General features: G+C 71.6%; 28 protein-coding genes. 16 read left to right on the top strand and 12 right to left on the bottom strand.

Annotated elements, in window-relative coordinates; genetic code table 11:
* The first annotated feature begins 1 nt into the window (after position 1).
* Together ACIRPX_RS25515 and ccsB are read left to right on the top strand one after the other, a co-directional pair.
* Positions 2-1,732, top strand: coding sequence for a cytochrome c biogenesis protein ResB (locus ACIRPX_RS25515; protein WP_404198845.1), 1,731 nt, complete (start codon positions 2-4; stop codon positions 1,730-1,732).
* Entirely contained in the window at positions 1,729-2,829 is a 1,101-nt protein-coding gene (ccsB, locus tag ACIRPX_RS25510) for a c-type cytochrome biogenesis protein CcsB (protein WP_404198841.1), read from the top strand. Before ACIRPX_RS25515 ends, ccsB begins: the two co-directional genes overlap by 4 nt.
* Before the next feature lie 18 nt (positions 2,830-2,847).
* Here ccsB and ACIRPX_RS25505 read toward each other — a convergent pair whose 3' ends face one another.
* From ACIRPX_RS25505 to ACIRPX_RS25490, 4 genes are all read right to left on the bottom strand, one after another.
* On the bottom strand, positions 2,848-3,822 hold the full coding sequence (locus tag ACIRPX_RS25505) for an isopenicillin N synthase family dioxygenase (protein WP_404198838.1): 975 nt from the start codon (positions 3,820-3,822) through the stop codon (positions 2,848-2,850).
* Positions 3,815-4,264, bottom strand: a complete 450-nt coding sequence (locus ACIRPX_RS25500; protein ID WP_404198835.1) for a nucleoside deaminase — start codon at positions 4,262-4,264, stop codon at positions 3,815-3,817. Before ACIRPX_RS25500 ends, ACIRPX_RS25505 begins: the two co-directional genes overlap by 8 nt.
* Before the next feature lie 73 nt (positions 4,265-4,337).
* Positions 4,338-5,237 (bottom strand): transglutaminase-like domain-containing protein, encoded by a 900-nt coding sequence (locus ACIRPX_RS25495; protein WP_404198832.1) that lies wholly within the window; start codon positions 5,235-5,237, stop codon positions 4,338-4,340.
* A gap of 129 nt (positions 5,238-5,366) precedes the next feature.
* A complete protein-coding gene (locus ACIRPX_RS25490; protein ID WP_404198829.1) occupies positions 5,367-6,077 on the bottom strand; it encodes a MerR family transcriptional regulator in 711 nt (236 codons plus the stop codon).
* Between the two features lie 120 nt (positions 6,078-6,197).
* Here ACIRPX_RS25490 and ACIRPX_RS25485 point away from each other — a divergent pair, with 120 nt between their 5' ends.
* Entirely contained in the window at positions 6,198-6,500 is a 303-nt protein-coding gene (locus ACIRPX_RS25485; RefSeq protein WP_404198827.1) for a hypothetical protein, read from the top strand.
* A gap of 4 nt (positions 6,501-6,504) precedes the next feature.
* On the opposite strand, the gene ACIRPX_RS25480 is transcribed toward ACIRPX_RS25485, so the two are convergent.
* Entirely contained in the window at positions 6,505-7,485 is a 981-nt protein-coding gene (locus ACIRPX_RS25480; protein WP_404198824.1) for a zinc-binding alcohol dehydrogenase family protein, read from the bottom strand.
* Positions 7,486-7,601: 116 nt separating this feature from the next.
* Here ACIRPX_RS25480 and ACIRPX_RS25475 point away from each other — a divergent pair, with 116 nt between their 5' ends.
* Positions 7,602-7,940: an ArsR/SmtB family transcription factor gene (locus ACIRPX_RS25475; RefSeq protein ID WP_404198821.1), complete on the top strand. Its 339-nt coding sequence runs from the start codon at positions 7,602-7,604 to the stop codon at positions 7,938-7,940.
* A 16-nt stretch (positions 7,941-7,956) separates the two neighbouring features.
* On the opposite strand, the gene ACIRPX_RS25470 is transcribed toward ACIRPX_RS25475, so the two are convergent.
* Positions 7,957-8,370, bottom strand: coding sequence for a MerR family transcriptional regulator (locus ACIRPX_RS25470; protein ID WP_404198818.1), 414 nt, complete (start codon positions 8,368-8,370; stop codon positions 7,957-7,959).
* Positions 8,371-8,799: 429 nt separating this feature from the next.
* Here ACIRPX_RS25470 and ACIRPX_RS25465 point away from each other — a divergent pair, with 429 nt between their 5' ends.
* The gene (locus ACIRPX_RS25465; RefSeq protein ID WP_404199014.1) at positions 8,800-10,290 is read left to right on the top strand and encodes a SulP family inorganic anion transporter; all 1,491 of its coding nucleotides are present in this window, start codon (positions 8,800-8,802) and stop codon (positions 10,288-10,290) included.
* 49 nt (positions 10,291-10,339) lie between these two features.
* On the opposite strand, the gene ACIRPX_RS25460 is transcribed toward ACIRPX_RS25465, so the two are convergent.
* The gene (locus ACIRPX_RS25460; RefSeq protein WP_404198815.1) at positions 10,340-10,762 is read right to left on the bottom strand and encodes a PLD nuclease N-terminal domain-containing protein; all 423 of its coding nucleotides are present in this window, start codon (positions 10,760-10,762) and stop codon (positions 10,340-10,342) included.
* An 88-nt stretch (positions 10,763-10,850) separates the two neighbouring features.
* Here ACIRPX_RS25460 and ACIRPX_RS25455 point away from each other — a divergent pair, with 88 nt between their 5' ends.
* Both ACIRPX_RS25455 and mqnP read left to right on the top strand, forming a co-directional pair.
* Positions 10,851-12,302 (top strand): menaquinone biosynthesis decarboxylase, encoded by a 1,452-nt coding sequence (locus tag ACIRPX_RS25455; RefSeq protein WP_404198813.1) that lies wholly within the window; start codon positions 10,851-10,853, stop codon positions 12,300-12,302.
* Entirely contained in the window at positions 12,299-13,201 is a 903-nt protein-coding gene (mqnP, locus tag ACIRPX_RS25450) for a menaquinone biosynthesis prenyltransferase MqnP (RefSeq protein WP_404198810.1), read from the top strand. Before ACIRPX_RS25455 ends, mqnP begins: the two co-directional genes overlap by 4 nt.
* Before the next feature lie 50 nt (positions 13,202-13,251).
* On the opposite strand, the gene ACIRPX_RS25445 is transcribed toward mqnP, so the two are convergent.
* Complete coding sequence (locus tag ACIRPX_RS25445; protein ID WP_404198807.1) at positions 13,252-13,857, bottom strand: rhomboid family intramembrane serine protease; 606 nt, start codon at positions 13,855-13,857, stop codon at positions 13,252-13,254.
* Positions 13,858-13,948: 91 nt separating this feature from the next.
* On the opposite strand from ACIRPX_RS25445, the gene ACIRPX_RS25440 reads away from it, so the two are divergent.
* The 6 genes from ACIRPX_RS25440 (at position 13,949) to ACIRPX_RS25415 (ending at position 17,999) form a co-directional block, all read left to right on the top strand.
* Positions 13,949-14,629 (top strand): UbiX family flavin prenyltransferase, encoded by a 681-nt coding sequence (locus ACIRPX_RS25440; RefSeq protein WP_404198805.1) that lies wholly within the window; start codon positions 13,949-13,951, stop codon positions 14,627-14,629.
* A gap of 76 nt (positions 14,630-14,705) precedes the next feature.
* Positions 14,706-15,161, top strand: coding sequence for an Lrp/AsnC family transcriptional regulator (locus tag ACIRPX_RS25435; protein ID WP_016437559.1), 456 nt, complete (start codon positions 14,706-14,708; stop codon positions 15,159-15,161).
* A gap of 46 nt (positions 15,162-15,207) precedes the next feature.
* The gene (mqnE, locus tag ACIRPX_RS25430) at positions 15,208-16,371 is read left to right on the top strand and encodes an aminofutalosine synthase MqnE (protein ID WP_404198802.1); all 1,164 of its coding nucleotides are present in this window, start codon (positions 15,208-15,210) and stop codon (positions 16,369-16,371) included.
* 4 nt (positions 16,372-16,375) lie between these two features.
* Positions 16,376-16,900 carry a GNAT family N-acetyltransferase gene (locus tag ACIRPX_RS25425; RefSeq protein ID WP_404198799.1) on the top strand — a complete coding sequence of 175 codons (525 nt, stop codon included), beginning with the start codon at positions 16,376-16,378 and terminating at the stop codon, positions 16,898-16,900.
* 75 nt (positions 16,901-16,975) lie between these two features.
* Positions 16,976-17,275 carry a DUF4229 domain-containing protein gene (locus ACIRPX_RS25420; protein ID WP_404198796.1) on the top strand — a complete coding sequence of 100 codons (300 nt, stop codon included), beginning with the start codon at positions 16,976-16,978 and terminating at the stop codon, positions 17,273-17,275.
* Positions 17,276-17,348: 73 nt separating this feature from the next.
* Entirely contained in the window at positions 17,349-17,999 is a 651-nt protein-coding gene (locus tag ACIRPX_RS25415; RefSeq protein ID WP_404198794.1) for a TetR/AcrR family transcriptional regulator, read from the top strand.
* Positions 18,000-18,022: 23 nt separating this feature from the next.
* Here ACIRPX_RS25415 and ACIRPX_RS25410 read toward each other — a convergent pair whose 3' ends face one another.
* Positions 18,023-18,874, bottom strand: coding sequence for a MaoC/PaaZ C-terminal domain-containing protein (locus ACIRPX_RS25410; RefSeq protein ID WP_404199011.1), 852 nt, complete (start codon positions 18,872-18,874; stop codon positions 18,023-18,025).
* Positions 18,874-20,172, bottom strand: coding sequence for a 3-oxoacyl-ACP reductase (locus ACIRPX_RS25405; protein ID WP_404198792.1), 1,299 nt, complete (start codon positions 20,170-20,172; stop codon positions 18,874-18,876). The genes ACIRPX_RS25410 and ACIRPX_RS25405 overlap by 1 nt, the downstream gene beginning before the upstream one ends.
* 269 nt (positions 20,173-20,441) lie before the next feature.
* On the opposite strand from ACIRPX_RS25405, the gene ACIRPX_RS25400 reads away from it, so the two are divergent.
* Both ACIRPX_RS25400 and ACIRPX_RS25395 read left to right on the top strand, forming a co-directional pair.
* Positions 20,442-22,388 (top strand): AMP-dependent synthetase/ligase, encoded by a 1,947-nt coding sequence (locus tag ACIRPX_RS25400; RefSeq protein ID WP_404198789.1) that lies wholly within the window; start codon positions 20,442-20,444, stop codon positions 22,386-22,388.
* 206 nt (positions 22,389-22,594) lie between these two features.
* Positions 22,595-24,517 carry an AMP-dependent synthetase/ligase gene (locus ACIRPX_RS25395; RefSeq protein WP_404198786.1) on the top strand — a complete coding sequence of 641 codons (1,923 nt, stop codon included), beginning with the start codon at positions 22,595-22,597 and terminating at the stop codon, positions 24,515-24,517.
* 17 nt (positions 24,518-24,534) lie between these two features.
* On the opposite strand, the gene ACIRPX_RS25390 is transcribed toward ACIRPX_RS25395, so the two are convergent.
* Positions 24,535-25,191 carry a class I SAM-dependent DNA methyltransferase gene (locus tag ACIRPX_RS25390; RefSeq protein ID WP_404198784.1) on the bottom strand — a complete coding sequence of 219 codons (657 nt, stop codon included), beginning with the start codon at positions 25,189-25,191 and terminating at the stop codon, positions 24,535-24,537.
* A gap of 221 nt (positions 25,192-25,412) precedes the next feature.
* Positions 25,413-25,616 carry a cold-shock protein gene (locus tag ACIRPX_RS25385; RefSeq protein ID WP_003992177.1) on the bottom strand — a complete coding sequence of 68 codons (204 nt, stop codon included), beginning with the start codon at positions 25,614-25,616 and terminating at the stop codon, positions 25,413-25,415.
* 305 nt (positions 25,617-25,921) lie between these two features.
* On the opposite strand from ACIRPX_RS25385, the gene ACIRPX_RS25380 reads away from it, so the two are divergent.
* Positions 25,922-26,770, top strand: a complete 849-nt coding sequence (locus ACIRPX_RS25380) for a menaquinone biosynthetic enzyme MqnA/MqnD family protein (RefSeq protein ID WP_404198781.1) — start codon at positions 25,922-25,924, stop codon at positions 26,768-26,770.
* Positions 26,771-26,795 lie beyond the last annotated feature (25 nt).

Below are 26,795 nucleotides of genomic sequence, written 5' to 3'. Positions count from 1 at the left end.
GATGAGCACCACTGAGAACACCGCGTCCGGCACGACCCCCGAGCGGGCCGACGACGACCTCGGCGCGGCCGGCTCGCAGCTGTCCACCGCCCCCAAGGAGGAGCTGCCGAACCTGCCCTCGCTGGGCGTGATCGGCTGGACGCGCTGGTTCTGGCGGCAGCTCACCTCCATGCGGGTCGCGCTGCTGCTGCTCCTGCTCCTCTCGCTGGGCGCGATCCCCGGCTCGCTGATCCCGCAGTCCGGCACCGACGAGACCAAGGTCGCCGACTTCCGCAAGGCCCACACCTTCCTCGCGCCGGTCTACGACCGGCTCGGCCTCTTCCACGTCTACAGCTCGGTGTGGTTCTCCGCGATCTACATCCTGCTGTTCGTCTCCCTCATCGGCTGCATCGTCCCGCGCACCCATCAGTTCGTCGGGCAGCTGCGCGGCCGCCCGCCGGGCGCGCCCAGGCGGCTGAACCGGCTGCCCGCGTACACGACCTGGCGGACGCGGGCCGAGCCCGAGCAGGTCCGGGAGGCCGCGCTCGCCCTGCTGAAGAGGCGCCGCTTCCGCGCGCACACCGCCGGGGACGCCGTCGCCGCCGAGAAGGGCTATCTGCGCGAGATCGGCAACCTCGCCTTCCACATCGCGCTGATCGTGCTGCTGATCGCCTTCGCCTGGGGCCAGCTCTTCAAGTCCGAGGGCAACAAGCTGATCGTCGAGGGCGACGGCTTCTCCAACACCACCACGCAGTACGACGACTTCAAGTCCGGCAACCTGTTCACCGCCGACGACCTGGTGCCCTTCAGCTTCACCCTGGACAAGTTCACCGGCACCTACGAGGCCAGCGGCCCCAACAAGGGCACCCCGCGGACCTACCAGGCCGCCCTCACCTACAGCAAGGGCGCCTACGGCAAGGACCGCAAGGACCTCGTCAAGGTCAACGAGCCGCTGCAGATCGGCGACGCCAACGTCTACCTCACCGCCCACGGCTACGCCCCGGTCATCACCGTCCGCGACGGCAGGGGCAAGGTCGTCTACCACGACGCCGTCCCCCTTCTTCCGCTCGACTCCAACGTCACCTCCACCGGTGTGATCAAGGTCCTCGACGGCTACCGGAACGCGAAGGGCGTCAGCCAGCAGCTGGGCATCTCCGCCTTCCTGCTGCCGACCTACACCCAGGGCAGCGAGACCGCCTCCACCTTCCCGGCGCTGAGGAACCCGGTGCTGAACCTCACGCCGTACTACGGCGACCTGGGGGTCGACTCCGGGATTCCGCAGAGCGTCTACCAGCTCGACAAGTCGCATGTGAAGGGCTTCAAGGACGCCAAGGGCGCACAGCTCAGGGACAACCTGAAGCCGGGCCAGACCATGACGCTCCCGAACGGCGCGGGCACGATCACCTACGAGGGCACCAAGGAGTGGGCGAACTTCCAGATCGTCCAGCAGCCCGGCACCGTCTGGGCGCTCGGCGGCGCGCTCGTCGCCATCTTCGGCCTCGCCGGCTCCCTGTTCATCCAGCGCCGCCGCGTCTGGGTGCGGGCGGTCGCGGGCGCCGACGGCGTGACGGTCGTGGAGATGGCCGGACTCGGCCGCAGCGAGTCCGCCAAGGTACCCGAGGAACTCGGCGACCTCGCCGCAGTCCTGTACGACCAGGCGCCGGGCGCACCCGAGTCCGACGACTCCCCAGACCAAGACGACACCACCCCCGACCCCCAAGTCGCATCTGCCGAAAGGGCTGAGACGACGTGACTCTCGCCGCCCCGACCGAGTTGGCCACGGCCGCCAACGAACACCTCGCGAACATCAGCAACACGCTGATCTACTCCGCGATGGCCGTCTACACCCTGGCCTTCTTCGCCTATATCGCCGAATGGCTCTTCGGCAGCCGCAGCAAGGTCGCGCGCACCGCGGCGGCGCTGACCACGACGGGGAAGGCCAAGGGAGCCGCCCCCGCCGTCACCGTGAAGACGGCGGGCGGCACGGCCGTGCTCGAGCGGCCCAAGGTCGTCGTACGGTCCTCGGCCGGCTCCCGTGACGTGCCCGACGGACCCGGGGCGCACGGCGGGGACGAGCAGGGCGACCTCTACGGGCGTATCGCCATCTCGCTGACGGTGCTCGCCTTCCTCGTCCACCTCGTCGGCGTGATCGCCCGGGCGGCCTCGGTGCAGCGGGCGCCGTGGGGCAACATGTACGAGTTCAACATCACCTTCTCCACCGTCGCCGTCGGTGTGTACCTCACGCTGCTGGCGCTGCGGAAGAACGTGCGCTGGCTCGGCCTGTTCCTGGTCACGACGGTCCTCCTCGATCTCGGCATCGCCGTCACCGTCTTGTACACCGCCAGTGACCAGTTGGTTCCCGCCCTCCACTCGTACTGGCTCTACATCCACGTCTCCACCGCCATCCTGTGCGGTGCGGTCTTCTACGTGGGCGCGGCCGGCACGCTCCTCTACCTGTTCAAGGACTCCTACGAGACCAAGCTGGAGAACGGCGGCACGCCCGGCCGCTTCGCGACGTCCTTCCTGGAGCGCCTGCCCGCGTCCTCGTCGCTGGACAAGTTCGCCTACCGGCTGAACGCCGCGGTCTTCCCGCTGTGGACGTTCACGATCATCGCGGGCGCGATCTGGGCGGAGTCGGCCTGGGGCCGCTACTGGGGCTGGGACCCGAAGGAGACCTGGGCGTTCATCACCTGGGTCGCCTACGCCTGCTACCTGCACGCCCGCGCCACCGCCGGCTGGAAGGGCCGCAAGGCCGCCTACCTGGCCCTGATCGCCTTCGGCTGCTGGCTGTTCAACTACTACGGCGTCAACATCTTCGTCACCGGCAAGCACTCCTACGCGGGCGTGTGAGCCGGGCGGCCGGAGGGCTCAGCCCACGGTGATGGAGTCCAGCTTCGCGCGCAGGTAGACGTGCGAGTCGACGGGCGGGTGCACCACCCGCCCCACCGGCGCGGGAAGCGACTCCACCAGGGTGCCCGGGGTGCACTCGCCGAAGTAGACCAGGGACATCAGTTCCTCGGCGGGCGCGTCCGCGGGCGGCGGCAGCACCCGGTGCCGCCCCGAGCGCCAGCGGTCGCCGGTCCAACGGGCCAGCAGGTCGCCGATGTTGATGGTGAACGCCGCGGGGTCGTACGGCGCGTCCTGCCAGCCGTCCGCGTCCGTGTGGACCTGAAGGCCGCCCCTGCCCGCCTGGCGGTCGAGGATGGTCACGGTGCCGAAGTCGGTGTGCGGGCCGATGCGGAACTGCCCCGGCCGCGGCTCGCCGACGACCTCCGTGCCCGGGTACCAGTTGATGTTGAAGCCGTAGGTCGGGTGGTCCATGTGCCGGGAGAAGAAGTCCGGCCCGACCCCGAGGGCCTCGCCGAGCAGGCGGAGCAGCTGCTTCTCCAGGCGGGCCATCCGCTCCAGGTACTCCTCGCACAGTCCCCTCAGCTCCGGCACCTGCGCGGGCCACACGTTGGGCGCGTACCACTCCGCGTTGACGACCGGGTCCGCGAAGGGCTCGTCGGTCGCGAACGTCAGCGACTCCTTCAGGTCCGGCGGGGTCTCGGTCCCCTCCGCGTAGCCGTTGGCCTCGGCGCCCGGGCCGAGCCAGCCGCGCCCGCCGACCTTCGCCTCGTAGGCCCGCTTCGTGCCCGCCGGCAGCCGGAAGAAGGCGCGGGCCGACTCCCGGATGCTTGAGCGCAGCCCCGGGTCCACGCCGTGGCCGGTGACCAGCAGGAATCCGGCGGTCTGGAGGGCCGCGTCGACGGTGCGGGCGATCCGGGCGCGGCCCGCGGGGCCGCCGGTCGTCCAGGGCCGCAGGTCGATGGTGGGGATACGCGGGGCAGGGGCGTCACTCACCGATGTCCTCGTTCCACAGGGCCGGTTCCTTCTTGATGAAGTCGCGCATCATCATGACGCACCCGGGGTCGTCGAGCAGCACGATCTCCACGCCGTGCCGGGCCAGCCAGTCGTGCCCGCCGTGGAAGGTCACCGCCTCGCCGACCACGACCCGGGAGATGCCGAACTGGCGCACCAGACCGGAGCAGTACCAGCACGGAGAGAGCGTGGTGACCATGGTCGTCCCGCGGTACGAGCGCTGCCGTCCCGCCGCGCGGAACGCGGCCGTCTCCGCGTGCGTCGAGGGATCGCCGTCCTGGACGCGCCGGTTGTGGCCGCGGCCGAGGAGGGTGCCGTCGGCGCCGTAGAGGGCGGCGCCGATCGGGATACCGCCTTCCGCGCGTCCGGCGCGGGCCTCCTCGACGGCGGTGGCGAGCCAGGTGCGTGCCTGTGCCTGATCCATGTCTCCCACTGTCCAGGGGACGGGGCGTCCGGGCAACGCCGGACCCGGACCCGGCGGAGCGAGGCGGGGAGGGTCAGCGCAGGGTCACCCGGCTCGGCCCGTTGAAGGGCGCGTAGCAGGTCACCGTCCCCGGGGTGCGCAGGACGTCGTCCTCGCGGAACAGCCCGCGTACCGCCTCGAAGGAGATCTCGCCGCTGACGACGGGGGCGACGCGGTCGTAGAAGAGGCGGGCCGCTTCGGGCAGGGGCTCTCCGGGCTCCCCCTCGGCCTCGCCCCAGACGTCCCAGAGCAGCGGCTCCACCTTGTTGAGTGCGGCCAGGTCGAGGCGGATGTTGCCCGAGACGAACCGCTCGCCCCACAACGGGCCCTGCGCCGGCGGGTGCAGCCCGAAGGTCTCCGGGTCCGCGCCCTGCTCGCGGATCGCCCGCCATGCCTCGCCCGCGACGAGGAAGCGGTCGCGCGGGACGTCCATCGGGTCGAAGTCCACCTTCCAGTGGCCGGTGACGAAGAGGTCGGCGAGCTCGGGGTCGGCGAGCAGCCAGCCGCGTTCCCCGTCCCAGTACTCGGTGACGACGTGGTCGACGTGGAAGCCGCCGTCCCCGAAGTAGTCGGCGAAGCCGCACCGGGTACGGGCGGGGATGCCGGCGTGGCGCAGGAATGAGCTGTGCAGCAGCGCGAAGTCCCGGCAGGTCCCGACGAACCGGTCGGCCGGTTCGCGCCGCCGGGTCAGCGAGGCGCCGTCGCGTGCGACGAGGAGGCGCAGGATGTCGTCGACGTAGCGGGTCTCGGCGTCGTTGTGCAGGCGGTCGGCCGGGTGGGTGTGGCCGAAGATGTCGCCTTCCAGGCGGTGGATGAGCAGGTCACGGGTGATGCGGGCGAGCCGGGCCGGGTCCCGCGGCAGATCGGCGTAGCGGGGGAGGAGTTCACCGGGGTCGGAGAAGGTGCTCTGCGTGGCGTAGAAGGCGAGGGACACGAAGCCTCCCTTTCGGCATCATCGGCCACGTGTTCGATTACGGGCCGGTGTGCCACACCGTGCCAAAATTCGCCGCCGATTGTCCAGCCGCGACCCGCCCCGGCCTGCGGCCGCCCCCACCCGGTGCGGTCAGGACCCGTCCGCGAGGTACGCGTACAGCGCCCCCGCCCCGTCGAGCATCGCCCGCGTCCGCTCCGTCAGCGCCTCCCCGCGCGCGGTGATCGCCGCCCGCAGCGCCTCGCTGCCGCCCTCGCGGCGCAGCCCCTCCAGGACCGGGCGGATCTGGTCGAGGGAGTGGTGGCCGCGGCGCAGCGTCTGGATCAGCCGGGCGTCGCGCACGTCCGCCGGGCCGTACGTGCGGTACCGCGTCCCCCGCTCCCGCCCGGGCGCCAGCAGCCCGGCCGCCTCCCACACCCGGAGCGCCGACGTCCGTACGCCGAGCAGTGCGGCGACCTCCCCCACCCGCAGTGCGCCGGGCGCGGGCAGCGGCTGGGGTTCCGCCCGCGCCAGCTCCTCCAGCGCCTCGGCCGCCGCGCGCAGATCCGTCCGCTCGGTGTGCAGGGCGGCGTGTGCGGCGTCCACCAGGGCCAGGGCGGCGGGGACGTCGCCCGCGTGCACGGTGCGCATGATGCGGGTCGCCGCCACCGGGCCGTAGCCCTTCGTCAGCGTGCGGTGGGTCAGCAGGGCGCGCCGGTGCAGGTCCGTGAAGGTGCGGTAGCCGGACGCGGTGCGGGTGGCCGGGGGCAGGACGCCCGCGTCCTCGTAGGTGCGGATCTGCTGGGTCGAGACGCCGGCCGTCCGGGCCAGGTCGACGGGGCGGAGGCGGTCGGCGTTTCTCATCCGTCCGAAGGGTACGGACCTGCCAGGGCCCCGCCGGCTCCCCTTGCCGGATCTTCACCAATGGGCAGATTCCTGGCGGAATCCGTACGAGATCGACCCCACCCCCTAGTGTGGATCGGCGTGGACGAAGAAGAGGACCGGCAGCTGTCCGCCATCGCTCCGGAGGTCTCCCGGCTCTCCATCGACCTGCTGCGCCGCGCGGTCGGGACCCATCCCGCCGAACGGGTCGCCCAGGAGGCCCTGGACTGCGCCGACGATGTCCTGGACCGGTACGGCACGGACGGTCTGCGGGTCCTCGCCATGAGCCTCGCGTGCTGGGCGACGGTCCAGGTGGAGATCAACGCCCACGCCTCGGGGCGGCCGGGACAGTCGCTCCTGGACGACCTCCAGCTGACCTGGCTGGAGGCCGGTCCGGAGAGCTGAGCGGCTACCGGCCGTCGTCCACCCTCAGCAGGAGCTTGCCCGTGCTGGTGCGCGTGCCCATCAGGCGGTGCGCCTCCGCGGCCTCCGCCAGGCCGAACTCGGCGGTGACCGGCAGCGACACGGTGCCGTCCAGGGCCTTGGCGAAGGCCTGCTCCGCGAGGGCGCGCAGCTCGCCGGGGGCCGTCTTCGCCAGCGTCAGGATCGAGAAGCCGCCCACCGAGACGCCGGAGGGGTACAGCTCCGGCTGTCCCACGCTCCAGGCCGGGGCCGAGCTCGCGTTGCCGAAGGAGACCAGGCGCCCGAAGACCGAGAGGCAGGCGAGGCTGCCGCGGAAGGTCTCGCCGCCGACGGGATCCAGCGCGAGGTCGACGCCGCGGCCGCCGGTGGCGGCCCGCACCGCCTCGGTGAACTCGCCGACGAACACCTCGTCGTACCCCTGCGCGCGGGCGTAGTCCGCCTTGGCCGCGCCCGACACCACTCCGTACACCGCGCCGGCGCCGGCCGCCTTCGCCAGCTGCCCGACCACGGTGCCGACCCCGCCCGCCGCGCCCTGCACGAGCACCGTCTCACCGGGCTGGAGCCGGCCGACGCGATGGACGAGGGCGTACGCGGTCGGCAGCACGGTGGGCAGGGTCGCCGCCGTGCGCAGGCCGACGCCGGCCGGGACCGGGAACACGGTCGAGGCGTGCGCGAGCACCACGTCCGCGTAGGCGCCGCCCTCCGTCAGTGCCGTCACCTCCTGCCCGGGGGACAGCCCCGTGACGCCCTCGCCGACCGCGCGGATCCGGCCGGACGCCTCCAGGCCCGGTACGAACGGCAGGCGGGGCACGCGGTATCCCTCGCCGCGTGCCTTGAGGTCGGCGAAGTTCACCCCGGTGTACGCCACCTCCACGCTCACCTGGCCGGGGCCGGGCTCGGGGACCTCCGCCTCCACGACCTTCAGGACCTCGGGCCCGCCGTACTCCTGGAACTCGACCGCGCGCATGACAGCACACTCCTCACGAGTGTTCGATGGGAAGCGAACACTCGTGAGTGTATGGTTTTCATCGAACACTCGGCAAGCGGACACCCGGCAGGCGGATCTACGGCAAGGAGCAGGGCGTGGCGCAGCGCACGACCGGTCATCGGGCCGCCCCCGGCCATACGCACCCCGACGAGGTCCCCGTCCTCGCCGCGCTCGCCGCCCTCGCCGACCCCGTACGCCTCACCCTGGTCCGGGAGCTGGCGGCTTCGGCCGACTGGACCCGCAGCTGCGGCAGCTTCGACGTGCCGGTCGGCAAGGCGGCGCTCAGCCACCACTTCGCGGTGCTGCGGGGTGCCGGGCTGGTGGAGCAGCGCGACGAGGGGGCCCGGCGGGTCAACCGGCTGCGCAGGGCGGAGTTCGACGCCCGTTTCCCGGGACTGCTCGCCCTGGTCCTGCGGGACGGCCCGGGCGCCTGACGGTCCGGGCGCCGCTTCAGCGGGCGTGGGCTGCCGGGGCGCTCTGCTCCAGGCGGGCGTCCAGGGTGGCGGCGAACTCCTCCGCGCGGGCCAGCTGGACCCGCAGCTTCTCCACCTGTTCGGCCGCGGCCCGCCGGCAGGTCCGCACACGTTCCAGGAGGGCTTCGCGCTCGCCGGCGTCCAGTCCGGCGCCGGCGTCGAGGCGGTCGGTCGCCTCCAGCAGGTCGCGCATCTGGTCCAGTGTGAAGCCGATCGGCTTCATGCGGCGGATGACCATGAGCCGGGCGACGTCGGCCTCGGTGTAGAGGCGGAAGCCACCCTGCGAGCGGGCGGAGGGGACCACCAGGCCGGTCTCCTCGTAGTGCCGGATCGTGCGCAGGGACAGCTCCGTGCGCGCGGCGACCTCGCCGATCTGCATCTTGCCGTCCACGCCCGTGATCCTCCGGTCCTTCTCGTCGTCGGCGGTCTCGGCCCGGGTGGGCGCCGTCGGTCCCTACTCTAACGTTAGGGTAGAGTTGCCGGCGGTGAGGGTCGCGTGCCGCTGCCCCGCCGCTGCCGTGTCGGGGCCGATGGCGCCCCCGGCGAAGATCCGATCCCCGCGGGAGAGAAGCGTGCGCGAGCTCATGACGCCCGGCGCCGCCGCCTGCCCGCCGTGAGGCTTCGCCCGCGGACGTGAGGTGAGGCCGCGCCCCGTGCCGGCCCCCACCTGTCCGTCCTCGACTTCCGGCCCCGTACGCGCGGGGCCGTCCGCGGGGTGCCGGCCCGGCCCCTCCGCGTCCTCCCGCACGCCCCGGCCCACCGCTGGGGTGTGCCCGAGCACGACAAGGTTCCGTCTCCCTTGCCTTCTGCCGCCACTGCCGTGTCCCCGGCCGCGCGTCTGCGCGGCCTGAAGCCCGACTGGATCTCCGACCCGAAGGTCTGGCGCACCGAGGTCCTGGCCGGCCTGGTCGTCGCGCTCGCGCTGATTCCCGAGGCGATCTCCTTCTCGATCATCGCCGGGGTCGACCCGGCGATCGGCCTGTTCGCCTCGTTCACCATGGCCGTGACCATCTCGATCGTCGGCGGACGCCGGGCGATGATCTCCGCGGCCACCGGTGCCGTCGCCCTCGTCATCGCCCCGCTCAACCGTGAGCACGGCATGGGATACCTGGTCGCCGCGGTCATCCTCGCCGGCGTCTTCCAGGTGGTCCTGGGCGCGCTGGAGGTGGCGAAGCTGATGCGGTTCATCCCGCGCTCGGTGATGGTCGGTTTCGTCAATTCCCTGGCGATCCTGATCTTCATGGCCCAGGTCCCCGAGATGCGGAACGTCCCCTGGCCCGTGTTCCCGCTGATCATCGGCGGGCTGGCACTCATGGTGTTCTTTCCGCGGATCACCACCGTGATCCCCGCCCCGCTCGTCTCGATCGTCATCCTGACCGTCGTCACCGTGGCCGCCGGCATCGCGGTGCCGACCGTCGGCGACAAGGGCGCACTGCCGTCCTCGCTGCCCGTGCCGGGCCTGCCGGACGTGCCGTTCACGCTCGACACGCTGACGACGGTCGCCCCGTACGCGTTCGCCATGGCGCTGGTCGGCCTGATGGAGTCGCTGATGACCGCGAAGCTGGTCGACGACATCACCGACACCCACTCCAACAAGTCCCGCGAGTCCATCGGCCAGGGCATCGCCAACATCGTCACCGGCTTCTTCGGCGGCATGGGCGGCTGCGCCATGATCGGCCAGACCATGATCAACGTGAAGGTCTCCGGCGCCCGCACCCGCCTGTCGACGTTCCTCGCGGGCGCGTTCCTGATGGTGCTCTGCATCGTCTTCGGGCCGGTCGTCTCCGACATCCCCATGGCCGCCCTGGTCGCGGTGATGGTCATGGTGTCCTTCGCGACCTTCGACTGGCACTCCATCGCCCCCAAGACGCTGAAGCGCATGCCCGCCGGGGAGATCGCCGTCATGCTGATCACCGTCGCCTGCGTGGTCGCCACCCACAACCTCGCCATCGGCGTCGTCGTCGGCTCGATCACCGCCATGGTCGTCTTCGCCAGGCGTGTGGCCCACCTCGCCGAGGTCACCGCCGTGGTCGACCCCGACGGCAGGGCGGTGGTCTACCGGGTCACCGGCGAGCTGTTCTTCGCCTCCTCCAACGACCTCGTCGGCCAGTTCGACTACGCCACGGACCCCGACAAGGTCGTCATCGACCTGTCCGCCGCGCACGTCTGGGACGCCTCGTCGGTGGCCGCGCTGGACGCGATCGAGACGAAGTACGCCCAGCGGGGCAAGACCGTCGAGATCACCGGGCTGAACGACCCGAGCGCCGATCTCCACGGCAAGCTCACCGGCGAACTCGCCGGCAGTCACTGACCCGGCCGGCTCCGGTCACGCGTACGGACCCGTGACCGGAGCCGGTGGGCTACTGCTCCTTGTCCCGGTTGTCCAGGTTCTCCCGGTTCTCCTGGTTTCCCTGCTCCCGGCGGCGCAGCTCCTCCTCGCGGCGTCGCAGGTCCGCCTCCCAGTCCTTGAGAAGGGACTCGTCCTTCTTGTTCTCCTCGCGGAGGGATTTCAGGAACTCGGGGTTGTCGTCGGGCGCGACGAACCGGGTGCGGTGGCTGCGGTGCCACTCGGAGGGCGTGGAGCCGCCCGCGGGGGCGTGCCGGACCTTGCCCGCCACGAGCCAGGCGACCGGGCCGACCAGCACCTCGCCGAAGAACAGGATGATGAGGACCCAGACCACCTTGGGCAGCCCGCGCACCTGCTCCTCGGGAGTGTTCAGGCAGTCGATGAAAGCGAAGATCCACAGCGCCAGGACCAGCAGGAACGGCAGATACCTGAGCATGGTGGTGCGATCCCCCAACAGGCGGTGGCGGGGCCCTGACCGGCCCCGGTGACGGGGTCAGGGTAGCGGGTGGCCGATACTGGGACGCATGGCTTACGACGATCTTCGCTCCCTGCTCAGGGCGCTGGAACGCGAGGGCGACCTCAAGCGCGTCAAGACCGAGGTCGATCCGTACCTGGAGGTCGGGGAGATCGTCGACCGGGTGCAGAAGGCGGGCGGCCCCGCGCTGCTCTTCGAGAACGTGAAGGGCTCGTCCATGCCCCTCGCGATGAACGTCTTCGGCACCGACCGGCGGCTGCTGAAGGCCCTCGGCCTGAAGTCGTACGGGGACATCTCCGAGAAGATCGGCGGACTGCTGCGCCCCGAGCTGCCGCACGGCTTCGTCGGCGTGCGCGAGGCGTTCGGCAAGCTCGGCGCGATGGCGCACGTCCCGCCGAAGAAGGTGAAGGACGCCCCCGTGCAGGAGGTCGTCCTCACCGGCGACGACGTCGACCTCGACGCCCTGCCCGCCCTGTTCACCTGGCCCCAGGACGGCGGCTCCTTCTTCAACCTCGGGCTCACGCACACCAAGGACCCCGAGACCGGTATCCGCAACCTCGGGCTGTACCGCCTCCAGCGCCACGACCGGCGCACCATCGGCATGCACTGGCAGATCCACAAGGACAGCCGCAACCACTACCAGGTGGCCGCGCGCAGGGGCGAGCGGCTGCCGGTCGCGATCGCCTTCGGCTGCCCGCCCGCGGTGACGTACGCGTCCACGGCCCCGCTCCCCGGCGACATCGACGAGTACCTCTTCGCCGGGTTCATCGCCGGCAGGCGGATCGAGATGGTCGACTGCAAGACGGTGCCGCTGCAGGTCCCGGCGCAGGCCGAGGTGGTCGTCGAGGGCTGGCTGGAGCCCGGCGAGATGCTGCCCGAGGGGCCCTTCGGCGACCACACCGGCTTCTACACGCCGCAGGAGCCCTTCCCCGCGCTGACCATCGACTGCGTCACGATGCGCAGGCGGCCGCTGCTTCAGTCGATCGTCGTAGGCCGCCCTCCGACGGAGGACGGACCGCTCGGGCGTGCGACGGAGCGGTTCTTCCTCCCGCTGCTGAAGATCATCGTCCCGGACATCGTGGACTACCACCTGCCGGAAGCCGGCGGCTTCCACAACTGCGCGATCGTCTCGATCGACAAGAAATACCCCAAGCACGCCCAAAAGGTGATGCACGCTGTCTGGGGGGCACACATGATGTCCCTGACGAAGCTGATCGTGGTGGTGGACTCCGACTGCGACGTCCACGATCTCCACGAGGTCGCCTGGCGCGCCCTCGGCAACACGGACTACGCCCGTGATCTCAGCGTCGTCGAAGGCCCCGTCGACCATCTCGACCACGCCTCCTACCAGCAGTTCTGGGGAGGGAAGGCCGGGATCGACGCGACGAAGAAGTGGCCCGAGGAGGGCTACACGCGCGACGGCGGCTGGCCCGACATGGTCCTGTCCGACCCGGAGACGGCGGCGAAGGTCGACCGCCGCTGGAAGGAGTACGGCCTGTGAGCAGCGCCTCCGCCGCGATCCCGCAGCCAGGAAGAACCAAGGCGTTCCTGCGGCTGGTGATGATCGAGCACTCGGTGTTCGCCCTGCCCTTCGCCTACATCGCCGCCCTCACGGCGATGTTCGAGTGGGACCGCAACATCCACTGGGGGCGGCTGCTCCTGGTCACCATCTGCATGGTGGGCCTGCGCACCTTCGCGATGGCGGTCAACCGGATCATCGACCGCGAGATCGACGCCCGCAACCCGCGGACCGCGCAGCGCGAGCTGGTCACCGGCGCGATGTCGGTCAGGCACGCCTGGACGGGCGCGCTGATCGCGGTCGTGATCTTCCTGGGCTCGGCGGCCCTGCTCAACCCCCTCTGCTTCGCCCTGGCGCCCATCGCGGTGATCCCGATGGTGGTCTACCCCTACGGCAAGCGCTTCACGAACTTCCCGCAGGCCATCCTGGGCATCGCCCAGGCGATGGGACCGATCGGCGGCTGGCTCGCCATCAGCGGTGAGTGGTCCTGGGACGCGACGATCCTCGGCCTCGCCGTCGGCATCTGGATCGGCGGCTTCGACCTGATCTACGCCTGCCAGGACGTCGAGACCGACCGCGAGATCGGCGTCATGTCGGTGCCGGCCCGCTTCGGCATCCCGGCGTCCATCTGGGGCGCCCGCGTCTGCCACACCGCGGTCATGGCCCTGCTCGTCACCTACGCGGTCACGACGGACGCCGGCGCCTTCTTCTGGATCGGCCTGATGATCGTCGCCGGCGCCTTCGTCTACGAGCACAACATCGTCCGCCCGCACGACCTGTCCCGGCTCAACAGGGCGTTCTTCAGCGTCAACGGGTTCATCGGGATCGCCCTGTTCGTGTGCGCGCTGCTGGATCTGCTGGTGCGCGGCCTGACCGTGTAGGCGTGGGCCCACAACAGACCCCCGCCGGGGGAGAGTGGCGCGTTGCGTCCTCAGCCCTGAAGCGCCGGGGCCTTCGCGGGCCGCCGTCCGAACCAGAACGCGGTCGCCACGCCCGCCGCCAGGCCGATCAGGTGACCCTGCCAGCTGACGCCCGTCTGCAGCGGGGACAGGCCCAGCAGGATCGAGCCGCCCCAGACCGCCCCCACCAGCAGGCCGACCAGGACGCCGAGCGGGCGGCGCTCCACGAAGCCGCTGACCAGCAGGAAGCCGAAGAGGCCGAAGATCAGTCCGGAGGCGCCGGCGGTGTTGGAGTGCGCCGGGGCTATGAGCCAGACGCCGAGTCCGTCGGCCACGATGATCGCGAGGCACAGGACGGCGAACCGGCGCAGACCGCCCAGGGCCGCGAGGAAACCCATGACCAGCAGCGGCACGCTGTTGGCGGCCACATGGGCGAAGCCGAAGTGGATGAACGCGGCGGGGACGACGTCGACCAGCTCGGAGGGCTCCCGCGGGGTGATGCCCAGCCTGTCCAGCGCGTGGCCGCTGAGCACGTCGACCACTTCCAGCAGCCACAGCAGCGCGACCCAGCCCACCATCAGCTTGGCCGCGGCCTTCGCGCGGTCGGTGCGCGACCACTCCAGCCCGGTACCTGACATGACACCCCCCATTGCTCGCTCGTCCCCTTCGGGGAACGACCGGACCCCCTTGGCCGGTTCCCATCCCGCGACGCCGGATAGGCTCGGTGTTGTGAACCCAGTCAAGCCAGGAGAGACGCGGCGTACGCCTTGGATCGTAGGGGTCTCCGGCGCCTCGGGCACGCCATATGCCGCGTCGGTGCTCCGTGCGCTCCTCGACGCCGGAGAGAGCGTGGACCTCGTCGTCTCGCGTGCCTCGCGGCTGACGCTGCTCGACGAGACCGGCATCGCCTTCCGGGACGCGCACTGGCAGGACGACCTGCGGGAATGGCTGACCAGGGGCGCCGACGGCAAGCCCGGCACCTTCGAGACCGACCTCTCGGACGTGCGGTACTGGAACGCGGGCGACCTCGCGGCCGGACCGTCCTCCGGGTCGTACCGCACCAAGGGCATGCTGATCGTGCCCGCCTCCACGGCCTGTGTCGCGGGCGTCGCGCTCGGGCTGTCCAAGGATCTGCTGCAGCGGGCGGCGAGCGTCACCCTCAAGGAACGCCGTCCCCTGGTCGTGGCCGTACGGGAGACACCGCTCAACGGCCAGACCCTGCGGCACCTGGTCGCGCTGGACGACGCCGGCGCGAGCGTGGTGCCGGCCTCACCGGGCTTCTACGCGGGGGCCGCCCACATCCAGGACCTCGTGGACTTCGTCGGCGGACGGGTGCTGGACGCGGTGGGCGTCGAGCACGGGCTGTACCGGCGCTGGACGGGTGAACTGCACCGCGGGACGGGCGAGTAGCGCACGGCGCGGCACCACCAGCACCTCGCATCACTTCAGGAACTTCAGGAACTTTTCAGCGGAAGGCTTCGATCGCATGGACGCGGTGGACAGGCAGCTCATCCAGGCCCTGAGGGAGAACGGCCGGGCCTCCTACGCGGAGCTGGGACGCCTCGTCGGCCTGTCGGGACCCAGTGTCACCGACCGCATCAACCGGCTGGAGGCGGCCGGCGTCATCACCGGCTACCGCGCCACCGTCGACGCCGCCTCGCTCGGCCTCGGCGTCACCGCCCTCATCGGCATCTCGCTGTCCGACGCCACCGACCACGAGGACGTGGCCCAGCGGCTGAAGGACCTCTCCGAGATCGAGGACTGCTGGTTCATCGCGGGCGACGACTCGTACATGCTCAAGGTGCGGGCGGCGGACGTGGACGGTCTGGAGAAGATCATCCGCCGGCTCTCCGGCACCAAGGGCGTCTCCCGCACCCGTACCACCATCATCCTCTCCACGAAGTGGGAGAACCGGGTCGGGGAGCTGCCCGAGGAGGTCTAGCGGCCGGGACGTACGGTTGTCGGTGTCGTCGGAGAAAGGTGTGGGCATGGACGTCGGGCTCAAGCGTGAGCTGGAGGAGAAGGTCAGGGCGGGGGAACGCCTGACCCGCGAGGACGGCATCGCGCTGTACGAGTCGGACGACCTGGCCTGGCTCGGCGGTCTCGCGCACGAGGTGCGGACGCGGAAGAACGGCGACGTCGTCCACTTCAACGTCAACCGCCACCTCAACATGACCAACGTGTGCACGGCGTCCTGCGCCTACTGCTCCTTCCAGCGCAAGCCGGGCGAGAAGGACGCGTACACGATGCGCATCGAGGAGGCGGTCAAGCTCGCCAAGGCGATGGAGGGCGAGAACCTCACCGAGCTGCACATCGTCAACGGCCTGCACCCGAACCTGCCGTGGCGCTACTACCCGCGCTCGCTGCGGGAGCTGAAGGCGGCCCTGCCGGACGTCTCGCTGAAGGCGTTCACGGCGACGGAGATCCACCACTTCGAGACGATCTCCGGACTGTCCGCCTCCGAGATCCTCGACGAGCTGATCGACGCGGGCCTGGAGTCGCTGACCGGCGGCGGCGCCGAGATCTTCGACTGGGAGGTGCGGCAGCACATCGTCGACCACCGCACCCACTGGGAGGACTGGTCGCGCATCCACCGCCTGGCGCACGAGAAGGGCCTGAAGACCCCGTGCACCATGCTCTACGGCCACATCGAGGAGCCCCGCCACCGCGTCGACCACGTGCTGCGCCTGCGTGAGCTGCAGGACGAGACGGGCGGCTTCCAGGTCTTCATCCCGCTGCGCTACCAGCACGACTTCGTCGACGTGAAGGACGGCAAGGTCCGCAACCGCCTGCAGGCCCGCACCCAGATGGCCACCGGCGCCGAGGCCCTGAAGACCTTCGCGGTCTCCCGCCTGCTCTTCGACAACGTCCCGCACGTCAAGGTCTTCTGGGTCATGCACGGCGTGCAGACCGCCCAGCTGGCCCTCCAGCACGGCGCCGACGACATGGACGGCTCGGTCGTCGAGTACAAGATCACGCACGACGCCGACAACTACGGCACCCCGAACAAGCTGACCCGCGAGGACCTCCTGGACCTGATCCGCGACGCCGGCTTCCGCCCGGTGGAGCGCAACACGCGCTACGAGATCATCCGCGAGTACGACGGCCCGGACCCGGCGCGCCGGGAGTCGCCGCAGCCGATGCGGGTGTGATCCGGTGACGTTGTCGTTCGAGCTGGACCCGGCGGTCTCGCCCGCCCTCCGCGACGAGGTGCTCGCACTGTGGGCGGACGTGTCGAACGCGGGCGGCTCGGTCGGCTTCGTGCCGCCGGTGACCGTGCACGACATACGCCCCGAGCTGGTGAAACACCTGGTTGCGATGGCCGAGGGCCGCACCCGGCTGCTGGTGGGCCGGGATGCGGCGGGCACGGTCGCCGCGACCGCGTTCCTCACCCACAACACGCACCGGCTGATGAAGCACTGGGTCTGGCTGTTCACGGTGATGGTCCACCCCCGGCACCAGGGCAGGGGCTACGGCCGCGACCTGCTCTCGGCCGCCGCGGACGCGGCCCGCACCCTCGACGGCGTGGAGGCGATCCGCCTCACCTGCCGCGGCGGCCTCGGCCTGGAGCACTTCTACGGCTCCTGCGGCTACAAGGAGGTCGGGCGGATACCGGACGCGATCCGCGTCGCGCCCGGCGACGACCGCGACGACATCTTCATGCTGCTGTCGCTGGCCTGACCCCCCTGCAAGATCGGGTCGGTACCGTGCTTCACTGGACGGTGCCCCTGTCTGGAACCGGAAGAGTGGATTGAGATGCTCCGCTACACACTGATGCGCCTCGGGATCCTCGCGGGTTGCCTCGTGGTCGTCTGGGGCCTTGTCTACTCCGGCATCGTCCCGCGCGGACTCGGCGCCTCCAACGGCATGTGGGTCGTCCTGCTCTCCCTGCTGATCTCGGCCCCGATCTCTTTCGTGGTGCTGCGCAAGGAGCGCGACCGCGCCTCGGCGAAGATCGTCGAGCGGGTCGACCGGGCCAAGGCCAACCTGGAGGCCAACCGCAGCCAGGAGGACGGCGTGGACGACGCGGCCCGGGCGCAGGGCCAGACCTCCTAGCCGCCGAGGTCTCACCCCGGAGTCGTACGGCAAGCGGGGTCTCGCGGGAGGGGCGCCCAATTACCCTTCTCCCATGGGTGCCGTGAAGACCAAGCGCATGCCGCGGGCGGTCCGTGAGCAGCAGATGCTGGACGCCGCCGTGCGGACCTTCGGGCAGCGCGGGTACATGGCCGCGTCGATGGACGAGATCGCCGAACTGGCCGGTGTGTCCAAGCCGTTGGTCTACCTGTATCTGAACTCGAAGGAAGACCTGTTCACCGCCTGCATCCGGCGGGAGGCGACGGCGCTCGTCGCGGCGGTCCGGGCCGGCGTCCGGCCCGATCTGCCCGCCGACCGCCAACTCTGGGAAGGGCTGCGGGCGTTCTTCACGCACACCGCGCAGAACCCGGACGGCTGGGCGGTGCTGCATCTGCAGGCCCGGACCCGTGAACCGTTCGCGGCCGAGGTGACCGCGATGCGCGAGGAGATCGTCGCGTTCGTCACCCAGCTCATCGTCGTGGCGGCCCGGGAGGCCCACCGCGACCCCGACCTGCCCGAACGCGAGGTCGCCGGTCTCGCCGAGGCCCTGGTCGGCGCGGCCGAGTCCCTGGCCGCCTGGGCCAACGCCACCCCCGGCACCACGGCCCGGCAGGCGGCGGCCACCCTGATGAACTTCGCCTGGGCGGGCCTGGGCAACCTCATGGAGGACCGGCCCTGGTCGCCCCCGCCCACCGCGGAGGCATGACCTGGCGGGCCTCGCCGGCGGCGTCAGCGTCCGCCGGGGCCGAGGTCCTCGACGACCCCGCTCACATGGACGCGCGGCCCACCGCGCAGTTCGAACCGTCCGCCCTGCGCCGCGTACGTCACCGTGCCCGGCAGCAGCACCGGCGCCCTGAACTCCGCTTCCACCCGGGTGCGTTCGGGCGCCCCGTGCGCGGCCAGGCAGCGGGCCGCCGTCCACATGCCGTGTGCGACGGCGCGCGGGAAGCCGAACAGGCGGGCGGTGATCGGGTACAGGTGGATGGGGTTGCGGTCCCCGGAGGCGGTGCCGTAGCGGCGTCCGACGTCCCCGCCCAGCCGCCACTCGTCCACGGCGGGCAGCGGCTCACGCTCGGCCCTGCGCGACTCGTCCGTCCGCCCGGTCCGGTGCCGCGCCAGATAGGTGCTGCGTGATTCCCAGACGGTCTCCCCGCCGTCCCGCACCTCGGTGATCACGGACGCCTCGGTGCCGCGCCGGTGCGGTTCCAGTCCGCCGACGCGGACGGAGAGCTCGTACTCCCCGGTGGCCGCGAGCGCCCGCCGCCGGACGATCTCGATCGACGTGTGGACGAGCCCGAGCAGCGGCAGCGGAAAGCCCCGGCCGCTCATCAGCCGCATGGCCAGCGGAAAGCCCAGCACATGCGGATACGTCAGCGGCAGCGCGTCGTCGCCGGTCGCGAAGGCGCACACCCGCTCGTACGCCGCCAGCCGCGCGAGGTCGATGCGCAGGCCGGGCAGGACGAGCCGGTCGCGGGGGAAGTCGGCGTCCGCGCGCGGGTGTTTGAAGGGGGAGAGCAGGGCGCCCCGGGCGAGCAGGGGAGCGAGCGCGGGGGAACCGGGCAGGACGACGGACACCGGCATCACGCCCCCAGCAGGCTCTGGCCGCAGACCCGCACGACCTGGCCGTTGACCGCGCCCGAGGCCGGATGCGCGAGCCAGGCCGTGGTCTCGGCGACGTCCGCCGGAAGGCCGCCCTGCGCGAGGGAGTTCATCCGGCGCCCCGCCTCACGGATGAGCAGCGGGACGGCCGCCGTCATCCTCGTCTCGATGAACCCCGGCGCGACCGCGTTCACCGTCACCCCGTGCTCGGCGAGCGCGTGCGGGGCGAGGCAGCGGACCAGGCCGACGATGCCTGCCTTGCTCGCGCCGTAGTTCGTCTGCCCGGCGTTCCCGGCGAGACCGGCGATCGACGCGGTCGCGACGATCCGCCCGCCGCGGTTGACCACCCCCGCCCCGAGCAGCGCGTCGGTCGTGCGCAGCACGCCGGCGAGGTTCACCTCCAGGACCGGACTCCAGCGCTCGGCGGGCATGTTGACCAGCCTCCGGTCACGCGTGATGCCCGCGTTGTGGACCAGCACGTCCAGCCCGTCCGGGAGCGCGGCGGCGATCCGCTCGCCCGCGTCCGCGGCGGTGATGTCGAGCGCGAGCGCCGTGCCGCCGAGTTCCTCGGCGACCCGCCGCGCGTCCTGCCCGGCCTGCGGCACGTCGAGGACGACGACCCGGGCCCCGTCCCGCGCCAGCGTCACGGCGACCGCCGCGCCGATGCCGCGGGCGCCCCCGGTGACCAGGGCGGTGCGCCCGGCGAGGGGCCGCGCCCAGTCGACGTCGGCCCGCGGGGCGGCGCCGGTCTCGATCACCTGCCCGCTGACGTAGGCGGACCTGGGGGAGAGCAGGAAGCGCAGGGTCGACTCGGCGGCGCCGGCGTCCGTCAGGCGCAGCAGGTTCACGGTCCGGCCGCGCCCGATCTCCTTGCCGAGGGAGCGCACGAACCCCTCCAACGCCTGCTGCGCGGCGGCCTGGTGGTGGTCGTCCGCAGCGAGCGGCGAGCCCAGCACGACGATCCGGCCGCTGCTCGCGACGGACCGCACCACGGGGTGCAGCGCGGCGTGCACCTCGGCGAGCGCGTCGACGTCCCGTACCCCGGTGGCGTCGAGGACGACGGCGGCGGGAGCGCCGGTGTCTGCGGGCAGGTCCGTGCGGGCGAGCACCGGCGCGAGATCGAGCGCGCTCTTTCCGGCGGTGAGATGGAGCAGGCCGCCGCCGAGCGAGGGGCGCCCGGGCGGGAAGCGATGCAGCGGCACCGGCTGCGGCAGCCCCAGACGGCGGGTCAGGAAGCGGCCGGGCGCGGTGCCGGCGAAACGCAGATAGCGGTCGGCCATGTCCATTCTCCCCAGGCGGAAAGGTGCTTACTCTGGAGTCAGGTTACCCGAGGTAATAGCCGAGCAGGAGGTGAGAAATGTTCAACATACCGGCCGGTATCGTCCGATCGGCAAGAAATGCGACGAGGTTGCACATCCCCGACCCATCCCCGCCGCCGTACGCCCTTCGAACCCTCACCGCCTCATCACGCGCGCACCGTACGATCGCCTCCTCCCCGACCTGCGGCAACGTCCCCGCAGGGCAGCTCCGTCGAGCCCTGGAGTCGCCCGTGTCCAGCTCGCACGCGTCCGCTGCCGTGGTGCGCGCCACGGCGTACGACGGCACGCCGGTCCTCGTGGAGCCCACCGTCCAGCGGCTGGGCGGGGAGGTGCGCGAGGTCTTCGTGCCGCCCTTCGCCGCGCCCGTGCGCCACGGCTCGCTCGCCGACCTGCCCTTCGACAACGCGCGCCTGGCCCCCGACGACACGGTCCTGTCCCGCCGCACCGACGCGGGCCGGTGGACCGACGTGACCGCGGCCCGGTTCGCCGACGAGGTGCTGGCGCTGGCCAAGGGCCTGATCGCCGTCGGGCTGGCGGCGGGCGACCGGATCGCCGTCATGGCGCGGACCGTCTACGAGTGGACGCTGCTGGACTTCGCCGCCTGGTCCTGCGGGCTGGTCACCGTGCCGGTCTACCCCACGTCGTCCGTCTTCCAGACCCGGTGGATCCTCCAGGACTCCGGCGCCGTCGCGCTCGTCGCGGAGACCGCGGCGCAGGCGGCCGCCCTCGGCCCGGAGCTCGACCGGCTGCCGGACCTGCGCCATCTGTGGGTCATCGGGAAGGGCCACGTGGAGCGCCTGGCGGAGCGCGGCGGAGACGTGCCGGACGCCGAAGTGGCCGTACGGCGCGGGATGCTGAGCCCCGGCACCCTCGCCACCGTCGTCTACACCTCCGGCACGACCGGCCGCCCCAAGGGCTGTGCGATCACCCACGGCAACTTCTTCGCCGGGGTCGACAACGCGATCGAGCTGCTCTACCCGGTGTTCCGGTCCCGGACCAGCGAGGAGGCGGCGGTCCTGCACTTCCTGCCGATGTCGCACATCTTCGGCCGGATGGTCGCCGTCGCCTGCGTCCGGGCGCGGGTGCGGCTGGGGCACGCGCCGAGCCTGAAGCCGGAGGAGCTGCTGCCCGACCTCGCGAGCTTCCGGCCGACCTGCCTCATCGCCATCCCGTACATGCTGGAGAAGGTCTTCAACGGCGCCCGCGCGAAGGCCGAGGCGGCCGGCCGGGCCGGCGCCTTCGACCGGGCGACGGGCGTGGCCGTGCGTCACGGCGAGGCGATGGAGGCCCGCCACGCGGGTACCGGCCCGGGCCCGGGCGCCGCCCTGAAGGCGGCCCGCGCCTTCTACGACCCGCTGGTCTACCGCCGTATCCGCAACGCGATGGGCGGCAGGGTCCGCTACATGATCTCCGGCGGTTCCCCGCTCGGCCGCCGCCTCGCCGCGTTCTACGCCGGGGCGGGCATCGAGATCTACGAGGGCTACGGCCTGACCGAGACGACGGGCGCGTCCACCGTGACCCCGCCCCTCAAACCCCGTCTCGGCACGGTCGGTTGGCCCCTGCCCGGCTCAAGGGTGCGCATCGCCGCGGACGGCGAGATCCTGCTCGGCGGCGGTCATGTGCTGCGCGGCTACTGGGACCCGAACGCCGGCGGCGTCGTCCCGGCGACCGCCGACGGCTGGCTCGCCACCGGTGACATCGGCCGCCTCGACGACGACGGGTACCTCTACATCACCGGCCGCAAGAAGGAGATGCTGATCACGGCGGGCGGCAAGAGCGTCGCCCCGGCCCCGCTGGAGAACTGGCTGCGCGCCCACCCGCTGATCTCCCAGGTCATGGTCGTCGGCGACCTGCGCCCGTACGTCGGCGCGCTCATCACGCTGGACGTCGACGGCGTCGGTCACTGGCGCCGGATGCGCGGCAGGCTGCCGGTCCCGGCCGGACTCCTGGTCGACGACGAGGAGTTGAGGCAGGTCCTGCAGCGGGCGGTGGACGAGGCGAACAAGCTGGTCTCCCGCCCCGAGTCGATCCGCCGCTTCACGATCCTCCCGGTCGACCTCACCGAGGAGGGCGGGCACCTGACACCGTCGATGAAGCTGAGGCGGGACGTGATCGCCGAGGAGTTCGCGGCGCAGATCGAGGAGATGTACGACGGCTCCGGCACGGGAACGCCCTGAAGGGCTGCGGCCCACCCCGCAGCGATACGCACAGGCCCGGCTCCGTTCCGTCCCCGAACCCGCACGAACCCCCCACGGGAACACCGTACGATCACCGTTCTAACCCCCGGTAACCCCTCCGCCGCGCACCACCGGTGAACCACTCGGCTCGCCCTGCACGTACCTCACAGCAGAGCGGAACCGAGCTGCACGTCCCAGGAGCTGCCATGTCCGTCCCCGCGCCCGTGCCGTACCCCTCCGCGTCCGACTACGACGGCGCGCCTCAGCTGGTGGAGCCCGAGGTCCGGAGAATGGGCGGGCAGGTGCGGGAGGCGTCGGTGCCGCCCCTCGTCGCGCCGCGCACCCACGGCTCGCTCGCCGACCTGCCGTTCGACAACGCGGCCGCGGCACCGGAGGCGCGCGTCCTCAGCCGCCGTACGGCGGAGGGGAGTTGGGCGGACGTGACCGCGGCGGAGTTCGCGCGGCAGGTCCAGGACCTGGCGAAGGGCCTGATCTCGGAGGGACTGGTGCCCGGCGACCGGATCGCCGTCATGGCGCGGACCGTCTACGAGTGGACGCTGCTGGACTTCGCCGCGTGGGCCGCGGGTCTGGTCACCGTCCCGATCTACCCCACGTCGTCCGTCTTCCAGACCCGGTGGATCCTCCAGGACTCCGGTGCGGTGGCCCTGGTGACGGAGACCGCCGCGCAGGCCTCGGCCCTCGGCCCCGAACTGAGCCGCCTGCCCGACCTGCGGCACCTGTGGATCCTCGAGAAGGACCACCTCGACCGCCTCGCCGAACTCGGGCAGCCCCTCCCCGACCAGGAGGTCGCCGTACGCCGCGGGATGCTGGTCCCCGACACGCTCTCCACGGTCATCTACACCTCCGGCACCACCGGCCGCCCCAAGGGTTGCGTGCTCACGCACGGCAACTTCCTCTCCGAGGTCGACAACGCGATCGAGCTCCTCTACCCGATCTTCAAGTCCACGGCGGACGACCCCTCCACGCTCCTCTTCCTGCCCATGTCGCACGTCTTCGGGCGCATGGTGGCCATCGCCTGCGTCCGGGCCCGGGTGCGCCTCGGCCACGCCGCGAGCCTGGACGGGGAGAGCCTGCTCGCGGACCTGGCCGCCTTCCGGCCGACCTTCCTGCTCTGCATCCCGTACATGCTGGAGAAGGTCTTCAACAACGCGCGGGCCAGGGCGGAGGGCGGCGGCCGGGCCGGCACCTTCGACCGCGCGGCGAACACCGCGGTCCGCTACGGCGAGGCGATGGAGGCCCGCCACGCCGGTACCGGCCCGGGCCCGGGCGCCGCCCTGAAGGCGGCCCGCGCCTTCTACGACCCGCTGGTCTACCGCCGTATCCGCAACGCGATGGGCGGCAGGATCCGGCACATCATCTCCGGCGGCTCCCCGCTCGGCCGCCGCCTCGCCGCGTTCTACGCCGGGGCGGGCATGGAGATCTACGAGGGCTACGGCCTGACCGAGACGACGGGCGCGGCGACGGTGACGCCCCCCTTGAAACCCCGTCTGGGAACCGTGGGCTGGCCCCTGCCCGGCACGAAGGTCCGGATCGCCTCGGACGGGGAGATCCTGCTCAGCGGCGGTCAGGTCTTCCGCGGCTACTGGGATCCGCAGGGCGGCGGGGTGATCCCGGCGTCGTCGGACGGCTGGTTCCCGACCGGTGACATCGGGCGGCTGGACGACGAGGGCTACCTCACGATCACCGGCCGCAAGAAGGAGATCATCATCACGGCGGGCGGCAAGAACACGGCACCGGCGCCCCTGGAGAACTGGCTGCGCTCCCACCCCCTGATCTCCCAGTGCATGGTCGTCGGCGACCGCCGCCCCTACATCGCCGCCCTGCTCACCCTCGACATGGAGGGCGTCGGCCACTGGCGCCGCATGCACGGCAGGCATCCCGTCCCCGCGGAACTCCTGGTCGACGACGAGGAGTTGAGGGCGGTGCTGCAGCGTGCCGTCGACGAGGCGAACAAACTGGTCTCCCGCCCCGAGTCCATCCGCCGCTTCGCCGTCGTCCCCCAGGACTTCACCGAGGAGGCAGGCCATCTGACCCCCTCGATGAAGCTCCGCCGCGAGGCGGTCCTGCGGGACTTCGCGGCGGAGGTGGAGGGACTGTACGAGCGGTAGGGGCGGCCCGGTCCCCGTCAGGGGGCCGCTCGCCGGGGTCTGCGGGCGATCAGGATGGCCTGGGGGACCGGTTCGGCGAGTGGCTCGATCGCCTCGCGGACGGTTCGGGAGACGACCGCGAACCCCGACCGCGTGAGCAGGTCCGCCATGTGCTCGGGGCGCCGGCGCTGGAAGTCGAGGCAGACCGGACGGCCCCACGGACGGTCGTGGCGGCGCGGTACGTCGCCGGCCTGGAAGGCGAGCAGCAGCTGACCGCCGGGCGAAAGCACGCGGTGGAACTCGGCGAAGAGGGACGGAAGCCGGTCCGCAGGGGTGTGGATGGAGGAGTACCAGGACACGGCACCGGCGAGAGCGCCGTCGGCCAGGTCGAGCGCCAGCATCGAGCCCTGTTGGAACCGCAGACCCGGATTCTCGCGGCGGGCGATCGCCAGCATCCCTTCCGACAGGTCGAGCCCGAACACCGGCAGGCCGAGGCCGGCCAGGTACCCGGTGAGCCGGCCCGGTCCGCACCCGAGGTCGGCCACGGCCCCGGCCACGAGTTCGGCGAAGACGCCGAGCAGCGCCCGGTCCAGCGGCCGGCCGGCGAGCCCGTCGCCGGGGAAGTGGTCGGCGTAGTCCTCGGCGACGGCGTCGTAGAAGGTGCGGGTGGCGGTGAGGAAGTCGGCGTCGGTCATGGACGGGCACGGTACCCGCGGTCACCGACAACGCCCGCCGGACCGGTCACGCCGCCCCGGCCGTCCGCGGCCCCGCGGCGAGCAGGACGACCGCCCCCGCCTTCACCCGGCCGGGGAAAGGGCGCGGGACAAGGCAGGAGCCCCGCCGCCTTGCGGCGCGGGGCTCCTTGGGTACTGCTTGTCAGTTCCGGATCAAAGCACCAGGCTCCGAGACCGAATGATCAGACGGGGGTGACGTTCTCCGCCTGCGGGCCCTTCGGGCCCTGGGTCACGTCGAAGGAGACCTGCTGGTTCTCCTCCAGCGAGCGGAAGCCGCTCGCGTTGATCGCGGAGTAGTGAACGAAGACGTCGGGGCCGCCGCCTTCCTGGGCGATGAAACCAAAGCCCTTTTCGGCGTTGAACCACTTCACGGTTCCGGTAGCCATAAGCCCTCCTTGGGCCCAAAGGGTCGCCCTGCTCCAGAACCTGCAAGTGTGAAACGGTGCCGCACAACTGCATACGTCTGAAAACGACTAGAGCCCGCGGTTACATGCTCCGCAGGCTCTGTACTGCAAGGGAAACCAAACTGCAACTTGCGGCGAGCCTAGCACGCAGGCAGCCGAAAGCAATAGAGGTCAAGATCACGTCACCCAGATGTTTGAAAGGGGCGGGTGAGCTTGACGTGAAGAAGGTGGCGGTACTGCGCCACCCTGAACGCAGCACCGTACCCCATGGGGGCTAGTCTCGCGATGTGGACATTTCTCGCACCCGGCCGCGCGTCGGCCACATCCAGTTCCTGAACTGCCTGCCCCTTTACTGGGGGCTCGCGAGAACGGGCACGCTTCTCGACTTCGAGCTCACCAAGGACACCCCGGACAAGCTCAACGAGAAGCTGGTGCAGGGAGACCTCGACATCGGGCCCATCACCCTGGTCGAGTTCCTCAAGCACGCGGACGAACTGGTCGCCTTCCCGGACATCGCGGTGGGTTGCGACGGCCCGGTGATGTCCTGCGTGATCGTCTCGCAGGTCCCCCTGTCGGAGCTGGACGGCGCCCGTGTCGCCCTCGGCTCGACCTCGCGCACGTCCGTCCGGCTGGCCCAGCTGCTGCTCGCCGAGCGCCACGGCGTCCAGCCCGACTACTACACCTGCCCGCCGGACCTGAGCCTGATGATGCAGGAGGCCGAGGCGGGCGTCCTCATCGGCGACGCGGCCCTGCGGGCCAACCTGCTGGACGGGCCCCGCTACGGCCTCGAGGTGCACGACCTCGGCGCGCTGTGGAAGGAGTGGACCGGCCTGCCGTTCGTCTTCGCCGTCTGGGCCGCCCGCCGCGACTACCTCGAGCGCGAGCCGGAGATCACCCGCAAGGTGCACGAGGCCTTCCTCGCCTCCCGCAACCTCTCCCTGGAGGAGGTCGGCAAGGTCGCCGAGCAGGCGGCCCGCTGGGAGGCCTTCGACGAGAAGGTCCTGGAGCAGTACTTCACGACCCTGGACTTCCGCTTCGGCGCACCGCAGCTGGCCGCGGTCGCGGAGTTCGCCCGGCGCGTGGGGCCCACGACCGGCTTCCCGGCGGACGTGAAGGTGGATCTGCTGCAGCCGTAAGCCCCACGGGAACGGCGCACTACCC

It is taken from the genome of Streptomyces sp. NPDC101225, from assembly GCF_044767585.1.
Classification (GTDB): Bacteria; Actinomycetota; Actinomycetes; order Streptomycetales; family Streptomycetaceae; genus Streptomyces.
The sequence above is the reverse complement of the archived record's forward strand: the minus strand, read 5'-3'. Positions and strand labels throughout refer to the sequence as shown.

Bases quoted from the DNA above. Each gene is read 5' to 3' on its own strand.
- ACIRPX_RS25515 (WP_404198845.1), top strand. From the start codon at position 2: ATGAGCACCACTGAGAACACCGCGTCCGGCACGACCCCCGAGCGGGCC.
- ACIRPX_RS25500 (WP_404198835.1), bottom strand. From the start codon at position 4,264: ATGGATCAGGCACAGGCACGCACCTGGCTCGCCACCGCCGTCGAGGAG.
- ACIRPX_RS25490 (WP_404198829.1), bottom strand. From the start codon at position 6,077: ATGAGAAACGCCGACCGCCTCCGCCCCGTCGACCTGGCCCGGACGGCC.
- ACIRPX_RS25480 (WP_404198824.1), bottom strand. From the start codon at position 7,485: ATGCGCGCGGTCGAGTTCCAGGAGTACGGCGGGCCCGAGGTCCTGAAG.
- ACIRPX_RS25460 (WP_404198815.1), bottom strand. From the start codon at position 10,762: ATGCTCAGGTATCTGCCGTTCCTGCTGGTCCTGGCGCTGTGGATCTTC.
- ACIRPX_RS25455 (WP_404198813.1), top strand. From the start codon at position 10,851: ATGGCTTACGACGATCTTCGCTCCCTGCTCAGGGCGCTGGAACGCGAG.
- ACIRPX_RS25445 (WP_404198807.1), bottom strand. From the start codon at position 13,857: ATGTCAGGTACCGGGCTGGAGTGGTCGCGCACCGACCGCGCGAAGGCC.
- ACIRPX_RS25435 (WP_016437559.1), top strand. From the start codon at position 14,706: ATGGACGCGGTGGACAGGCAGCTCATCCAGGCCCTGAGGGAGAACGGC.
- mqnE (WP_404198802.1), top strand. From the start codon at position 15,208: ATGGACGTCGGGCTCAAGCGTGAGCTGGAGGAGAAGGTCAGGGCGGGG.
- ACIRPX_RS25420 (WP_404198796.1), top strand. From the start codon at position 16,976: ATGCTCCGCTACACACTGATGCGCCTCGGGATCCTCGCGGGTTGCCTC.
- ACIRPX_RS25415 (WP_404198794.1), top strand. From the start codon at position 17,349: ATGGGTGCCGTGAAGACCAAGCGCATGCCGCGGGCGGTCCGTGAGCAG.
- ACIRPX_RS25410 (WP_404199011.1), bottom strand. From the start codon at position 18,874: ATGCCGGTGTCCGTCGTCCTGCCCGGTTCCCCCGCGCTCGCTCCCCTG.
- ACIRPX_RS25405 (WP_404198792.1), bottom strand. From the start codon at position 20,172: ATGGCCGACCGCTATCTGCGTTTCGCCGGCACCGCGCCCGGCCGCTTC.
- ACIRPX_RS25395 (WP_404198786.1), top strand. From the start codon at position 22,595: ATGTCCGTCCCCGCGCCCGTGCCGTACCCCTCCGCGTCCGACTACGAC.
- ACIRPX_RS25390 (WP_404198784.1), bottom strand. From the start codon at position 25,191: ATGACCGACGCCGACTTCCTCACCGCCACCCGCACCTTCTACGACGCC.
- ACIRPX_RS25385 (WP_003992177.1), bottom strand. From the start codon at position 25,616: ATGGCTACCGGAACCGTGAAGTGGTTCAACGCCGAAAAGGGCTTTGGT.